The organism is Aquimarina algiphila (genome assembly GCF_947494415.1).
Lineage (GTDB): Bacteria > Bacteroidota > Bacteroidia > Flavobacteriales > Flavobacteriaceae > Aquimarina > Aquimarina algiphila.
Genome location: NZ_CANLVC010000004.1, coordinates 101,829 through 118,842, shown reverse-complemented (window position 1 = coordinate 118,842; position 17,014 = coordinate 101,829). Strand labels below are relative to the sequence as shown.

The 17,014-nt window shown below is 33.5% G+C and carries 11 protein-coding genes; 8 read left to right on the top strand and 3 right to left on the bottom strand.

The window, feature by feature from the left end; translation table 11 throughout:
* The first annotated feature begins 380 nt into the window (after window positions 1-380).
* The 7 genes from PQF96_RS07170 (at window position 381) to PQF96_RS07140 (ending at window position 12,140) form a co-directional block, all read left to right on the top strand.
* Window positions 381-1,163 carry a DUF3108 domain-containing protein gene (locus tag PQF96_RS07170; RefSeq protein WP_109434987.1) on the top strand — a complete coding sequence of 261 codons (783 nt, stop codon included), beginning with the start codon at window positions 381-383 and terminating at the stop codon, window positions 1,161-1,163.
* On the top strand, window positions 1,160-2,125 hold the full coding sequence (locus tag PQF96_RS07165) for a tryptophan 2,3-dioxygenase family protein (protein ID WP_109434986.1): 966 nt from the start codon (window positions 1,160-1,162) through the stop codon (window positions 2,123-2,125). The genes PQF96_RS07170 and PQF96_RS07165 overlap by 4 nt, the downstream gene beginning before the upstream one ends.
* Window positions 2,126-2,137: 12 nt before the next feature.
* Complete coding sequence (locus PQF96_RS07160; RefSeq protein WP_271765565.1) at window positions 2,138-3,391, top strand: peptidoglycan DD-metalloendopeptidase family protein; 1,254 nt, start codon at window positions 2,138-2,140, stop codon at window positions 3,389-3,391.
* A gap of 5 nt (window positions 3,392-3,396) precedes the next feature.
* Window positions 3,397-5,046, top strand: a complete 1,650-nt coding sequence (gene pgi, locus PQF96_RS07155) for a glucose-6-phosphate isomerase (RefSeq protein WP_271765564.1) — start codon at window positions 3,397-3,399, stop codon at window positions 5,044-5,046.
* A 408-nt stretch (window positions 5,047-5,454) separates the two neighbouring features.
* Window positions 5,455-8,061 carry a TonB-dependent receptor gene (locus PQF96_RS07150; protein WP_271765563.1) on the top strand — a complete coding sequence of 869 codons (2,607 nt, stop codon included), beginning with the start codon at window positions 5,455-5,457 and terminating at the stop codon, window positions 8,059-8,061.
* A gap of 287 nt (window positions 8,062-8,348) precedes the next feature.
* Window positions 8,349-11,597, top strand: a complete 3,249-nt coding sequence (locus tag PQF96_RS07145; RefSeq protein WP_271765562.1) for a TonB-dependent receptor — start codon at window positions 8,349-8,351, stop codon at window positions 11,595-11,597.
* 102 nt (window positions 11,598-11,699) lie between these two features.
* Window positions 11,700-12,140, top strand: a complete 441-nt coding sequence (locus tag PQF96_RS07140) for a hypothetical protein (protein WP_109434980.1) — start codon at window positions 11,700-11,702, stop codon at window positions 12,138-12,140.
* Between the two features lie 107 nt (window positions 12,141-12,247).
* Here the strand turns inward: PQF96_RS07140 and PQF96_RS07135 are convergent, their stop codons facing one another.
* Window positions 12,248-12,670 (bottom strand): secondary thiamine-phosphate synthase enzyme YjbQ, encoded by a 423-nt coding sequence (locus tag PQF96_RS07135; protein WP_271765561.1) that lies wholly within the window; start codon window positions 12,668-12,670, stop codon window positions 12,248-12,250.
* A gap of 232 nt (window positions 12,671-12,902) precedes the next feature.
* Between PQF96_RS07135 and PQF96_RS07130 the strand changes: the two genes are divergently transcribed.
* Window positions 12,903-13,715, top strand: coding sequence for an HAD family hydrolase (locus tag PQF96_RS07130; protein WP_271765560.1), 813 nt, complete (start codon window positions 12,903-12,905; stop codon window positions 13,713-13,715).
* A gap of 34 nt (window positions 13,716-13,749) precedes the next feature.
* Here PQF96_RS07130 and PQF96_RS07125 read toward each other — a convergent pair whose 3' ends face one another.
* The gene (locus tag PQF96_RS07125) at window positions 13,750-15,111 is read right to left on the bottom strand and encodes a carboxypeptidase-like regulatory domain-containing protein (protein ID WP_271765559.1); all 1,362 of its coding nucleotides are present in this window, start codon (window positions 15,109-15,111) and stop codon (window positions 13,750-13,752) included.
* Window positions 15,112-15,198: 87 nt separating this feature from the next.
* Complete coding sequence (gene lepA / locus PQF96_RS07120) at window positions 15,199-16,995, bottom strand: translation elongation factor 4 (protein ID WP_109434976.1); 1,797 nt, start codon at window positions 16,993-16,995, stop codon at window positions 15,199-15,201.
* Window positions 16,996-17,014: the final 19 nt, after the last annotated feature.

Genomic DNA, 17,014 nt, shown 5'->3' with positions numbered 1-17,014 from the left:
CTTTTTATAGATTAAAACCACTTTTGTTAAATTTTGAGGAATATGCAATTTTTAGACGACTTACTATAAATTTTTGTTAAAACTCATAATAAAAAAACGTTTTCGTTTGATAATTATGCAAAAAAAGTTCATTTTTGTAATCATAGGTGGAGTGGTTACCACTTATATCTAAAACAATAATTATTCTCATAATTTAAGTTTTTAGTTGGTTAATAAAAGTAAAAAGGAGAGCTGTGGTGGCTCTCTTTTTTTGTTCATATTTTTACATTTGATAACAGTATTCATTTTTATCTCTTCACATTAAATAGTACTTTTGGAATGGATATTGTATTTACATCACCAATTTAGCATGTATATCAAATTCAACAATACCCTAAACTATGAAAAAGTATATCACAATTTGCCTTTTGGTTATAATCGCTCTTCCTGCAATAGCTCAGGAAAGCCATAAAGCCTTTGATGCAGGTGAATGGTTTAGATTCAGGATCCATTATGGAGTTTTTACAGCAAGCTATGCAACACTAGAAGTTAAAGATGATATTATCAATAACAAGCCTGTTCATCATGTAGTAGGCACTGGTAAATCTACTGGTCTTTTAAGTGTGTTTTTTAAAGTTGAGGATTATTATGAAACCTATATCGATAAAAATGAAGTTAAACCCTACAGGTTTATTCGAAAAATCAATGAAGGAGGGCATACTAAGGATATAGAAATTAATTTTGATCACAACCAAAGCGAAGCTTTAGTATTTAACAAAAAATATAACACCAAAAAATCTTTCCCTGTAAAGTCTAATGTGCAGGATATGATGTCTTCTTTTTATTATTTGCGTAATAATATCAATACAACTTCATTAAAAAAAGGAGATGAACAATATGTAAACATGTTTTTTGATAACGAAAACTACCGATTTAAGTTAAAATTCTTAGGAAGAGAGATCATTAAAACTAAAATGGGTAAAATTGCATGTTTAAAGTTCAGGCCTTATGTACAAGCTGATAGAATCTTTAAAGAAGAAGAAAGTATGACTGTATGGGTAAGTGATGATGACAACCGAATGCCAGTGAGAATAAAAGCTGACATCCTTGTTGGCTCAATAAAAGCTGACCTGGATGCATTTAAAGGACTCAAACACCCATTCAAAATTGTAATAGATCAATGAGTGAAATCATCAAACCCGAAATTGCTGAGAAAATAAAGCAATTAGAAAAAAAATTTAAAAACTCTGGTCAAGATTTAGGATCATATCTAGATGGTCTTCTTCATGATCGTTATCTTACCTATTGGGATTACATACATCTTGACACGCTATTAAGCTTACAAATACCCAGAACACATTTCCCCGACGAAGAAATATTCATCACTTATCATCAGATTACAGAACTCTATTTTAAACTCATTATACATGAATTAAAGCAAATTATTGATGATAAATTACAAACTGCAGAGTTCTTTACTGCCAAAATCAATAGGGTAAATCGATATTTTAGAGTTTTAATCAACTCTTTTGATGTCATGATAAAAGGAATGGATAGAGATCAATTTCTTAAATATAGAATGTCACTTCTTCCTGCCAGTGGATTTCAATCTGTACAATTCAGACTTATTGAAATTTACTCCACTCCTTTATCAAATCTTGTAAATACAAAGGAGAGAACCCAATTTTCAGAAAAAGACCCTCTTGGGGAAGTATTTGAGCATTTATACTGGAAATCTGGTGCAACTGATAAAGAAACAGGTGAAAAAACACTTACTCTTAAACAATTCGAATATCGGTATACTCCCAGAATGATGCGTATTGCTAAACAAGTACAACATAGCACAATATTCCATAAATATCTCGAACTACCAGAAAAAGAGCAAAATAATGTGCACCTTATCGAAGCATTACGTACTTTTGACACCAATGTGAATATTAATTGGTTATTAATGCATATGGGTGCCGCCTTTAGATACCTTAATAAAGATAAAGGCGAAGTTTTGGCCACGGGAGGAACAAACTGGAAAAGTTTCTTACCTCCTAGCTTTCAAAGAATTATGTTTTTCCCTAATCTTTGGAATGAAGAAGAAAAAGAAAACTGGGGTCAACAATGGGTTACTCATCAATTTAATACCGCAAAATAAAATAGTCGTCAGTTGAAACAAATAGGTTACTTACTACTAATTGTGGTAGTATTATTTTCATGTCAAAAAGAAAAAAAAGAAACTAAAGTCACTATTCCAGAGGTAGTTGAAGAAAAAAAGGCACCTCCTGTAATTAAGGAATTTGGCTATGTTCTAGATAATTTTAATGTTGTGAAAGACACCATTAGACCCGGTGATAGTTTTGGAGCTATTATGGATACTCATGGCATAAGTAGAACTAAAGTATTCGAAATTACAAATAAGATTAAAGACACATTTAATGTAGCAAGAATTATGGCTGGAAAACCATATATGCTCCTTAAATCAAAAGATACTACAGAAAAAGCGCAGGTATTTGTATATCAGAACAATAAAATCGATTACACTGTAATTGATTTTAGAGATAGTATAATTGCCAAAAAAAGAAAAAAACCGGTAAAACTTGTAGAAAAAACTGCATCTGGGATTATTAATAGTAGCCTAATGCAAACATTTGATGATTTAGATCTCAATTTTCTGGTTGCATACAATATGGCAGATATTTACGCCTGGACTATAGATTTTACAAGATTACAAGCAGGCGATAGGTTTAAAGTCATTTATGTTGAAAAGTTTATTGATGATACCATTCCTGCAGGGGTTGATCAAATCAAAGCTTCTTATTTTGAGCATATCAACAAACCCATTTATGCATTTAGATTTAAAGATGATTCGATAACAGGGGGAGTAGATTATTTTGACGAAGAAGCTAACAATTTACGACGAGCATTTCTTACCGCTCCTGTAAAATTCAGTAGAATTTCTTCAAGATATAACCTTAGACGAAGAATCAAATACTACGGAAATAAAATAAGACCTCACAGGGGAACAGATTTTGCTGCACCTATAGGAACTCCTATATTAGCCACGGCAGACGGAATTGTTACCAAATCAGAACGCAGAGGAGGCAATGGAAAATATGTAAAAATAAGACATAATGCAACCTATGATACTCAATATCTGCATATGAGCAGACAAGCAGTAAAAGTAGGTGAATTTGTAAGGCAAGGAGATGTTATTGGTTATATAGGTATGACTGGTAACACAGGAGGGCCTCACGTTTGCTATCGATTTTGGAAAAATGGTAAAGAAGTCGACCCTTTCAAACAAGACCTCCCTGCTTCAAAACCATTGTCAGATAGTCTTCGCCCTAAGTTTTTTACTTTTATAGAACCCATAAAAGCTACATTAGACAGCATACAATTTAAACCACAAGAAATTTTATAAACACAATGACATTACCAACTATTAATCCCACCACCACAAAAGCCTGGGAAGCACTTAAATCTCATTATGAGACCATAAAAGACACACACTTAAAGGATTTGTTTCTGGAACACCCAGACAGAGCGCAAGCTTTTTCTATTGCCTGGGAAGATTTTTATATCGATTATTCTAAAAACAGAATTGATCAAACCACCAGAGCCCTGCTACTTGAACTTGCAAAAGAGGTTAAATTAGAAGAAGCAATACATAACTACTTTGGCGGAGGTATTATTAATGAAACTGAAAATAGAGCTGTATTACATACCGCACTTAGAACGCCTTCAACAAACACAGTTACTGTTGATGGAAAAAATATAATCCCCGAAGTTGATACCGTTAAAGAAAAAATAAAGGCATTCAGTAATGAAATTATTTCTGGAAGTCGCACTGGATACAAAGGCAAAGCTTTTACCGATATTGTAAACATAGGTATTGGAGGCTCTGATCTTGGTCCAGCTATGATTACTGAATCTCTTGCTTATTACAAAAATCACCTTAACGTTCATTTTATCTCTAATGTTGATGGAGATCATGTACATCAAAGCTTAAAAAATTTAGACCCCGAAACAACGCTATTTGTAGTTGTTTCTAAAACTTTTTCTACTCAGGAAACTTTATCCAATGCTACAACTGCAAGAAATTGGTTTACACAACATGCTCCAATAGAAGCTGTAGGCAAACATTTTGTAGCAGTATCTAGTAATATTGAGAATGTTACTAATTTTGGTATTGATTCTTCAAATATTTTTCCCTTATGGGATTGGGTTGGCGGACGTTTTTCTCTTTGGAGCGCTGTCGGATTATCGATAAGTCTTTCTGTAGGCTACAAACATTTTGAAGCATTACTCGCCGGTGCCTATGAAATGGATGAACATTTTAAAACCACACCATTTGAAAAAAATATTCCTGTTATTTTAGGTATGTTAAGTATATGGTATAACAACTTTTTTAATGCAGAAAGTGAAGCTATTATTCCTTATTCTCAATACCTGCATAGATTACCTGCCTATTTACAACAGGGTATTATGGAAAGTAATGGTAAGAGTGTAGATCGTAATGGAGAATCTGTAACTTATCAAACAGGTACTATTATATGGGGAGAGCCAGGCACCAACGCTCAACATGCTTTTTTTCAATTGATCCATCAGGGAACCAAATTAATTCCTGCAGAATTTATAGGTTTTAAAAATGCTTTGTTTGGAGATCAAGATCATCAGGATAAGTTAATGGCAAACTTCTTTGCGCAGACAGAAGCCTTAATGAATGGTAAAACCAAGACTGAAGTTTCAAAGGAGTTAAGCTCAACATCTTTATCTCAAGAAAAAATAGAACAATTACTCCCTTTTAAAATCTTTGCAGGTAACAAGCCTACGACCACAATATTAGTAAACAAACTTACTCCTAAAAGTCTGGGGGCATTAGTAGCCATGTACGAACAACGTATTTTTGTTCAAGGAGTAGTCTGGAATATTTTTAGTTATGACCAATGGGGCGTAGAATTAGGAAAACAACTAGCTAGTACTATCTTATCAGAAATTAATACAAAACAAATCTCTGAGCATGATTCTTCAACAAATACACTTTTAAAACGGTATTTAGAAAAATCTAATTCATAAACATATTAACATTTTCTCTTTCTTACGTAAGAAAGGGAAAATGTTAAAATACACATCAAAACACAACACCTTTCCTAATTCTGACCTTTTTTTCATCCTAATGTTGCAACTTTAAAAATAAAATTAATTAACATTTTTTCGGTTAATAACTTTTCATATATTCAAATACCTGAAAGCCAACATATTTAGAAATTCCTTTTACTTTTAACGGGTAGTTTTTTGTTAAAAACTCTTAACATTAAGATAAACTTAGTTTGCGTAAAGATTCGTTCTTTTGCGCGGATTATTAACTCAATCATTTATTTTGAAACCATATACGATTTAAGCAGTTTTTGAAATACTTAAAAGTATAGGAATTTTAATCGTTAAAGGTTTCATAGCGTAATTAAAAATAATTAAAACACACTCATGAAAAAGATTACATTTTTATTTGTTGTAATCCTTATGGCAGTCGTTGGGGAGACGTTTGCACAAGGAGTAGTAACAGGAACGATATTCGATTCCGAATCAAATGGTCCATTACCAGGAGCAAACATTGTTGAATTAAGAACTTCTAATGGAACAACATCTGATTTTGATGGTAAATTTTCTCTTACAGTAACTAATCCAACGGGGACAATTAATGTTTCTTATGTTGGATTTGGAGCTAAAAACATCGCTTATGATGTAACTAATGGCGATCAAGATCTTGGAACAATCAATTTAAGCCTTGATAATTCTCTTGAAGAAATTATAATAGTAGGTAGCGGAATTGTCGATTTAGCTGAAGATAGAAGAACACCTATTGCCGTATCTACAGTAAAAGGAGAGGATATCCAGTTAAAAGCAGCAGGTAATGTTGAATTCACTGAAACTATCAAAAACACTCCTTCTGTATATGTTTCTAATCAAGCAGGAGGATTTGGTGATAGTCAGATTTTCTTAAGAGGTTTTGATGATACCAATACTGCAGTCTTATTAAATGGTCAGCCAATTAATAGCCCAGAAGATGGTCGAATTTTCTGGTCAAATTGGGCTGGTATGTCTGATGTTGCTAACGCTGTGCAAGTACAACGTGGTCTAGGATCTTCTAAATTAGCGATCTCATCTGTTGGGGGTACTATAAATATTATTTCTAAAACTACAGATCAAAAACAAGGTGGATTCGTAAGATTCTTAGGAGGTAATGATAGTTATATTAAAACTACTGCTAGCTACAACTCTGGATTAAGTGATAATGGATGGGCATTTTCGGTTTTAGTAGATCACTGGCAAGGGCACAGAAAATGGGCTGAAGGTACAGCAGGTGGAGGACAAAACTACTTATTTTCTGTTGGGTATAAACCAAACGATAAAAACACTTTTAATTTCTTAGTTACTGGTGCTCCACAATGGCACGATCAAAATTTTTCTCAAGATCTTGAAGTTTTCGAAGAATTTGGTGCAAAACAAAATAGAAATTCTGGTTTCTTAAATGGTGAACGTTTTACAGAAAGACGAAACTATTACCACAAACCTGTAGCTAACCTAAACTGGGATTTTAATATTCAAGATGGTTTAGACCTATCAACAGTGCTTTATGCATCATGGGGACGTGGTGGTGGAACAGGAGGCCTCGGTCGAGGAAGAGTTCGAGTAAATGACAACAATAATGAAAACATAGATTTTGATCAAATTGTTGAGAATAATATAGCATCTGCTGACGGTAATGGATTTGGAAACTTTGGATCTTCCTATATAAGAAGATCTTCTGTAAATAATCATAACTGGTATGGATTACTTTCTAGCTTAAATATAGAAACCGTAGAAAACTGGACATTTAATGTTGGTTTTGACGCTAGGTTATACCATGGTGATCACTTTAGACAAGTAAATGATTTATTAGGTCTTAATGGGTTTACAGATAATTTTAACAATGCAAATAGACCTAGCGATTATGTATTTACAGAAGAATTTGAAGCAGATCCGTGGTCAGCTTTATTTGATTTTGCAGATGAAGAAAATCGTACTCAATTCGACTATTCTGAAGATATTAATTATGTAGGAGGATTTGGTCAGGCAGAGTATGCTACTGATAATTTTGCAGTGTTTTTACAAGCAGCAGTGTCAACTCAATCATACCAAAGAGAAGGACGTTTTACAGGAACCGGTAATGGTTTAGGAAAATCTGAAAAACTAAACAAAACAGGATATAATGTAAAAGGAGGAGCCTCTTACAACATTACAGAACAACACTCAGTCTTTGTAAATGCAGGATTCTTCTCACGTCAGCCTTTCTTAGATAATGTATTTGCTGATATTAGAAATTCTAATGATTTGGTAGACCCAGAAGTTGACAATGAAGAAATCACTAGTTTTGAAGGAGGATACCGTTTTAAAAGTAACAACTTTAAATTAAACTTCGATATTTACAGAACAGAATGGGCAAACCGTTTCTTAAGTACTAATGGTCCAGAACTTACAAATGGTGATTTTACAACGTATAGACTAACTAGTATTGCACAAATTCATCAAGGAGCAGAATTCGACTTTGAATATAGACCAGATGGTGGAAGATGGAGATTAAGAGGTTATGGTTCTTTGGGTAACTGGAAGTTTGATGGAACTTCACCATTTACCCTTGCAAATGATCAAACAGCTGCTATCATAGAGACTGGAAGTGTAAATTTAACGGGTACGAAAGTTGGTAATGCAGCGCAAACTTCTTTTGGTGTAGGTGGATATTTTGACATCTTACATAATTTATCTGTTGATTTAGACTATAATGTATATACAGATCTTTATGGTTTTGTAGACCCAGAAGATGTTGCTGATGCTGCTTTTAATGGAGAAGTTTATCAAGCTGAAAGATTACCTTCTTATGACCTTGTAGATGCTGGTGTTACTTACAAATTTAATTTTGGAGAAAACAGATTAACATTTAGAGGAAATGTTAAGAACTTATTTAACTCTCCTTATATTGGTCAATTAGATTCTTTCGGGTACTACTTAGGAGTAGGAAGAACCTGGAATGCAAGTTTAAGTTACAAGTTCTAAAACTTGAAACAATAATATATTTTCAAACCTCATTCGATAATCGAATGAGGTTTTTTTATTTATCAAAAGTTTTTAAATATTGTAATTATTGATTCTCTATAATCTAATAATTTCTGAAATCTTTGCTCTTATTGAGATCTACAAATGCAAGAGTCTTAAAACCAAAATTAACTGAAAATTAATTTTTTAGCAGTTATTTTCATTCATCCCTTACCATTACTTAACCTTATTATAAACTTACATTACAAGAAGATTAGTTCATTTGTAAAAACAATTAAAGCACACTTATGAAAAAGATTACATTTTTATTTGTTGTAATTCTTACTGCATTCGTTGGGGAAACGTTTGGGCAAGGAGTGACAACTTCATCTCTTGGAGGTAAAGTTACAGATAATACAGGAGGACCTTTACCAGGGGCTAATATCGTTGCTGTTCACCAACCATCAGGTACTCGATATGGCGCCACTACTGATTTTGATGGGTTTTATAGAATTTCTGGTATGCGTACTGGTGGACCTTACACCATTACCATTTCTTACCTTGGATTTAATGATTATAAGAGAGAAAACATATCTCTTCAACTGGGGCAATCTTTTAGGATAAGTACTCAAATGGTTGAATCAGCTAATGAATTAGAAAAGGTAGTTATAACAGTAACTAACAATGGAGTATTTAACTCTAACAAAAGTGGTGCAGAAACTAATATTTCACAAAGAGATATTCAAAATTTACCACAAACATCTAGATCTATTGCTGATTTTGTCAGATTAACACCACAAGCTCAAGTATCAGAAGATGATGATGGTTTTAGTATATCTTTAGCAGGTCAAAATAGTAGATATAATGCTATTTATATTGATGGAGCAGTTAACAATGATGTTTTTGGATTAGCCGATTCAGGAACTAACGGAGGACAAACTGGTGTAAATCCATTTTCAGTAGATGCTATTGAATCTTTTCAGGTACAAATAGCTCCTTTTGATGTAAGAATTGCTGGTTTTGCTGGTGGTGCGATAAGTGCTGTCACAAGATCAGGGACAAATAACATTGAAGGATCTGCTTATGCATTCGTAAGAAATCAGGATTTAGCTGGAAAAACACCTCCAAGTTTACTTGACGAAGGAGAGTCTAGAGAAAAATTTCCTGATTTTTCATCTACTACCTACGGAGTAAGAATCGGGGGGCCAATTATTAAAGATAAATTATTCTATTTTGTTAACTATGAAAGAGAGGATAGAGAAGTTCCTCAACCTTTTAATATTAGTAATTACACTGGTGATTCTAATACACTAGCTGCTATAGAAAGTTTAAGATCGAGAACCCTTTCAACATATGGATATGATATCGGCGGGTTTCAAACCAATGAAACTACATTAAAAAGTGATAAATTTACTCTTAAGTTAGATTGGAATATTAATGAAAATAATAAATTATCTTTCAGACACGGTTATGTTAGAGGAGATAATTTAGAAGCTAGAAGTTCTAACAGTAGAGGAATTGGGTTTTCTAATGGTTCAGAAAAATTTATTACTGTTTCTAATTCTTCTGCATTAGAAATCAACTCTACAATTGGTTCTGATTTTTCAAATAACTTTATTTTTGGATATACTAGAGTTAGAGATGACAGAGATCCTAGTGGAAATCCCTTCCCAACTGTCAGAATTGCTGATGGTTTAAATGACAGAGATTTTAGACAAGGGCTTATTTTTGGAAATGAACCCTTTTCTACAGCTAACCTTTTAGATCAAGACATATTTACTTTCACTAATAACTTCGAAATTTATAAAGGACGACATACTATAACCTTAGGGACTCATAATGAATACTCAAAAATTAAAAATTTATTTTTCGGTTTTAACCATGGGGACTATACTTTTCTTACTGTAGATGATTTCCTTACAGGACAGCCTGCAAGTTTCTACCAAAGAGAATATTCTTTATTAGCTGGAAATGGTATAGGTGATGACTCTTCTGGAGCATCAGAATTTGATGTACTCCAACTAGGTTTTTATGCACAAGATGAAGTACAGTTTACAGATAATTTTAAAATTACGGCTGGTATAAGATTTGATTTCCCTATTTGGGAAGATGGATTAGCTAATGATGATTTCAACAATAGAACAGTACCTTTACTTGAAGCAGCTGGTTATGATTTACAAGGTGCAAGAGTAGGAAAAGGAGTGGATTCACAAGTTTATGTCTCTCCAAGAGTTGGATTTAACTGGGATGTAAAAGGAGAACGCAAAACACAAATCCGAGGAGGTTTTGGTATTTTTACTTCAAGACTTCCTTTAGTTTGGCCAGCTGCCACATATAACAATAATGGAGTTACTGGCGGAAGATCTAGAAGTTTTGAGCTTAGTGACCCTGTTACATTTAACCCAAATATTAACCAACAACCTGTAACAGTAGAACCAGGTACCGGTGGAGTCGGAGGTAGAATTGATTTATTCACTCCAGACTTTAGATTACCACAAGTATTCAAAGCCAATATTGCTGTAGATCAAAAATTACCAATATGGGGATTAGTAGCGAGTACAGATTTAATTTGGAATGATAATATAACTGCTCTTAATTATCAACAATTAAATATAGTAGGTCAAGTAGGAACTTTAAATGGTGCCGATAACAGACCTTTCTATGACGATGATGAAATTGATGACACATATAGAGACGTTATACTAGCATCAAATACTGGTGAAGGATATTCATGGAATGCTAGTTTTACACTTAGAAAACCTTTTGAAAATGGTTTCCAGGGACAAGTATCCTATTCTTATGGTGATTCTAAATCGCTTTTTGATGGTACTTCATCAAGAAATATTTCTCAATGGTCAAATATAGAAACCGTTAATGGAAAAAACGCACCTCAATTAAGCAGATCAGACTTTGCCCAAGGACATAGAGTTAATGCCAATGTTTCTTATGAAATCAATTGGAATGAGAATTTAAAAACTACAATTGGTTTGTATTACGAAGGATCTCAAGGACAACCATATTCTTTTATTTATAACGGATCATTACTTGGAGATAACAGATCAGATAATGCTCTATTATATGTCCCTGCTAATCAGAGTGAGATTAACTTAGTTCCATTATTAGATAATGACAACAATCTAATAGCCACTCCAGATCAACAATGGGAATCTCTTAATGCCTTTATTGAAGGTAATGATTACCTAAGAAAAAGAAGAGGTCGTTATGCAGAACGTAATGGAGAACAAGGACCATGGAGTCATGTTATTGATTTGCGTTTTGTTCAAGATTTTTCTATTAGATTTGGAAACAAAAAACATACTTTACAAGCCACCGCTGATATAAATAACTTTACGAACTTAATTAATAAAGATTGGGGGCAAAGGAAATTTATTCGTCAAACTGTAGATTTAATCAATGTAGAAACCGGTGGACCAAACCCTGAGTACACTTTTGACGCAGATAGATTTAGTGATGGTATCGAAGAGCTTACCGATAGTGGCAGATTAAATGCTTCAAGATGGCAAATGCAAATTGGATTACGTTATTTATTTAACTAAGGCACTGTAAACTAAGTAAAAAAACCTCATTCACATATTTATGAATGAGGTTTTTTTATTCATTATATGTACCTTTGGATAAACTAAACACATCAATATATTATGTACGAAGCTATTCAAATCGTTCACTCCTATTGGGCTTATCTTGTTCTTCTTGTGGTTACCCTTGCAACTATTAATGCACTTGCCGGATTTTTTACTAAAAGAGAATATGCTCCAAAAGATTTTAGAATCTCTTTATTCGCCTTAATTGTTTCTCATATTCAACTCTTAATAGGAATTATAATTTTCTTTGTATCTCCATTAGTAGTTTGGTTCTCAGGCACTCATTCTATGGGAGAAATTATGAAAAATGCAACGCTACGTCTATATAATGTAGAACACCCAATGGTAATGATACTCACTATTGTTTTTATTACAATGGGGTATTCAAAACATAAAAAGAAACTTACTTCTACTCCAAAATTTAAAATGCTCGCTATTTTTTATACCATCGGATGGATTCTTATGTTATCTAGAATCCCCTGGGCACAGTGGTTTTAAAATCAAACAGAATTTAGAATACTATCTATATTGATGTATTCAAAAAAATGATCCTGGATTTCGTCCGGGATTTGTTTTTTTGAACCGCTGTTAAACACCCATTATTTCTAGTTTCCATAAGCTGTAATCACTAGTTTCCTCGAACCTCCATAATTTCTATGTTCGCAAAGATAAATCCCTTGCCAGGTGCCTAGGTTTAATTTTCCGTTTGTAATAGGTATCTGCACAGAAGCTCCCATTAGCGATGCTTTAATATGAGCTGGCATATCATCTGGTCCTTCATAGGTATGAATATAATACGGAGCGTCTTCGGGAACCATAACATTCATATGGCTTTCAAAATCCTGTCGTACTGTAGGATCTGCATTTTCGTTTATTGTAAGACTCGCAGAGGTATGTTTTATAAATACCTGTAATTGACCAATATTGATCTCTTTTATTTCTGGAATTTTTGATACAACTTCGGTTGTAATCAAGTGAAAACCTCTAGCGAACGCTTGCAACTTCACTTCTTTTTGGAAAAATTTCATACACTTTGTCATTCCAGCGTAGGCTGGAATCTATTTTTTAATACTAAAATAAACTTACAACTTTATTAATCATTGTGATTCACTATTTGGATTACAGCCTTTAGTTGATCATGAGTTGGGTCGAAAGGCTGGAATAACAAGAAGTTTTACTAATTTAATACAAATTTCACAGTCATAACATATTCTATTTCTCTTAACAATATACCTTTGCTACTTAAAATTTCTCATTGCTATGGATTTATCTCACATCAAAATGGTTGCTACCGATATGGATGGCACACTTCTTAATACAAAAGGAGAAGTAAGCCGTCACTTCTTCGAACTTTTTGAAGAATTAAACGATCTCGGAGTAACTTTTGTTGCTGCTAGTGGTCGCCAATATTATAGTATTATTGATAAGTTAAAGCCCATCAAAGATGATATTTATGTAATTGCCGAAAATGGAGCGCTTACTATGCATCAGGATCGGGAGCTTCAGACGACAGAAATTGATCGAGAAACTTATCTTGAACTTCTTGATATCACTAAAACACTACAAGGCTCGCAAGTGATCCTTTGCGGAAGAAAAAAAGGATATATCGAGGATTATGGACAAGATTTTTTGGATATGTTCACAGAATATTATGGCCGATATGAAATCGTACAAAACTTGTCTCAAGTAGTAGACGATCAATATCTTAAAATTGCTATTTGTAATCAAAAAGGTTCTGAACAATACCTTTATCCAGCATTAAAACATCTCGAGAATAGGCTAAAAGTAAAAGTATCTGGAGAAATCTGGTTAGACTTATCTCATAACCTTGCCAATAAAGGTCATGCGCTTCAGCAGTTACAGGAAAAAAATAATATACTTCCTGAAGAAACGATGGTTTTTGGAGATTATAACAATGATCTAGAAATGATGACAAGAGCAAAATATAGTTTTGCTATGGAAAATGCACATCCCAATGTAAAAGCTATTGCCAACTACTCAACAAAGAGTAATAATGATAATGGAGTAGAACATATGTTGATCAAAATGATTGAAGCTAAAAAAGCTCGTTAAAAATTATTATATCCTTACTCTCCAGAATATAATTTTACAGGTTTTTTGACCTGTGAATTCTAGTTTTTGTTAGCTCACCTAAATCAATACTAAACACTCCCGACGACGGCTCTTTTGACAACCTATCTTCTTCAAAGCCTCCTAATACATAGAGCTTATTATCAGCATGATGTAACTTGGATCCTTTTAAAAATAGATTGATTAAATATTCGTTCAGTACTTTGGTATTTATGTTATACTCATATAGCTTTCCCTCTTCAAAAAAATAAATAATTCCATTTTTATAGACAATTCCGGCATTATCAATTCCCACAGGTAACTCTCCTTTATCCTCCCATTTTCCAGAAATCAAATCAAACGTTTTAATTTCTGAAAACGCTTTTCCCATACGCTTCCTTATCAAATATATTTTATGGTTAACCAGAATTCCTTTCATTTTTTCAGTATCTGGCATATCTTCTAATTCATACCAAAAACCTGTTTCTAAATTATATAAGTGTACTTTATCTGTATATATTTTAGTTCCATCTTTTCTAGCTTTAATAGAGCCCCCCATTACAATAATATGGTTTCTATAGGTAAAAGACATAAAATCTATAGCTTGATGAGGATTGGTATCATCAATACTGATTGTATTCTTTTTGATATCAAATACTTCGATTTTATTATCCAGATATTCATACTTCCTATTATCAGATAAATATTTGCCTCCCAAGACATAAATCTTACCGTTGTGATAATTAAGATTATGATATGCTCTTTTTCTAAACTTAAGGTCAGAATTTTTCCATGTATCTAATGCTATATCATAGATTAATAATTCTCCTTTATAATTCTCCCATGAAAAACCTGTCTCAGTTCTAGCTTTCTTTAGAAAATCACTTAAAACTGCATCTGGTCCGGTCAACTCGGGATGATTATTAAATGTTTTTAACGCAATATCTGTCTTGAATGAGGCATCACCTCCAATTATATAGATTTTATTATCTATTAACAGAGAGCCAAAAGAGTGTAGCCCTCTTTGTAATGAGGTAAGTTTTGTAAACTGAATTTTGGGTTTTAATTTTTTATCAGAAATAAGAGTAACTTCATTCAGTTTCTCAGGATCATTGACAAGATAAATAGTGTCTTTTTTCTTAAACTCCAGAAATAGCAACTTCTTCGTTTTATACCCTAAGTGAGAAAAATATAGTGTATCTTTTTTTTTGACTTTAGAGTCAAGTTTAAGATAAAAAGCCCCTTTCTCATTTGTAATCGTCCCTTCTTTTACTTTTTCCAGATAGACATTTACTGTTTGAATAGGTTTTTTCGTTTTCTGATCGACAACTACACCACTAACACTTTGGGAAAATACATAAACCGGAACAAGCAATAAAAACAATGTTAACTTCTTCAAAATCGAGTTTTTAATTATTACATATTAACTCTCAAATTAAAAATCTTCAACAAAAATTACTTGCTATCGACACAACTGTCGACCGTATCAATCATTCAATTTCAATACTGCCATAAATGCTTCCTGAGGAATCTCAACATTTCCTACCTGGCGCATACGTTTTTTACCTTTTTTCTGCTTTTCTAATAGCTTTCGCTTACGTGAGATATCACCACCATAACATTTGGCCGTTACATCTTTACGAAGTGCTTTTACGGTTTCACGAGCTATAAACTTTGCTCCAATTGCCGCCTGGATCGGAATATCAAATTGTTGACGTGGGATCAACTCTTTTAACTTTTCACAGATTTTTTTCCCAATATCATAGGCATTATCTTTATGCAATAATGCAGACAACGCATCCACAATATTTCCATTCAGTAATATATCGACTTTTACGAGTTTAGAAGAACGCATACCAATCGGGGCATAATCAAAAGAAGCATATCCTTTTGATACCGTTTTTAAGCGATCATAGAAATCAAAAACAATCTCTGCTAATGGCATGTCAAATGTTAGTTCTACTCGTTCTGTAGTAAGATAGGTCTGATTGGTAATCTCCCCACGTTTTTCGATACACAATGACATTACCGAACCTACAAAATCAGACTTGGTAATGATCGATGCTTTAATATAGGGTTCTTCTACACGATTCATAGAAGAAGGATCAGGTAAATCTGATGGATTGTTTACAATAATGATATCATCAGGATGCTTGTGAGTAAACGCATGATAAGACACATTAGGTACCGTAGTAATTACAGTCATATTAAACTCTCGTTCGAGTCGTTCCTGTATAATTTCCATGTGAAGCATTCCTAAGAATCCACATCGAAATCCAAAACCTAAAGCAGCAGAACTCTCTGGTACAAAAACCAATGAAGCATCATTAAGCTGTAGTTTTTCCATCGATGCCCTCAATTCTTCATAATCTTCTGTATCTACAGGATAAATTCCTGCAAATACCATTGGCTTGACATCTTCAAAACCTTCAATAGCATTTTGAGTAGGAGTTTTAGCATCTGTAATAGTATCTCCTACTTTTACTTCGCGAGCATCTTTAATCCCAGTGATTAGATATCCAACATCTCCTGTTTTAATCACCTTTTTAGGAACCTGATTAAGTTTTAAGGTACCTACCTCATCTGCAGAATAATCCTTCCCCGTTGCAACAAATTTAATTTGTTGCCCCTTCTTAATCTCTCCATTTATGACTCTAAAATATGTTTCTACTCCTCTAAACGGATTATATACTGAGTCAAAAATCAATGCCTGTAAAGGTTCTTCAGGATTCCCTTCTGGAGCAGGAATACGTTCTATAATGGCAGAAAGAATTTCTTCAATTCCGATACCGGTTTTGGCACTGGCGGGAATTACATCTTCTGCATCACAACCTAATAAATCTACAATATCATCGGTCACTTCTTCTGGATTAGCACTTGGCAAATCCACTTTATTGAGTACCGGTATAATTTCCAGGTCATTTTCTAATGCCAGATATAGATTAGAAATCGTTTGTGCTTGTATACTTTGTGCAGCATCGACGATCAATAGTGCGCCTTCGCATGCCGCAATAGAACGAGATACCTCATAAGAAAAATCTACATGCCCGGGGGTATCGATAAGATTGAGGATATACTCCTCTCCTTTATACGTATACTCCATCTGGATTGCGTGACTCTTTATAGTTATTCCACGTTCACGCTCCAGATCCATACTATCTAGTAATTGTGCTTGTGCTTCACGAGCAGTTACCGATCCTGTAAAATCTAATAATCGATCCGCAAGTGTACTCTTACCGTGATCAATATGCGCAATAATGCAAAAATTTCTAATCTTTTTCATTCTTCTTTTTCAAATAATT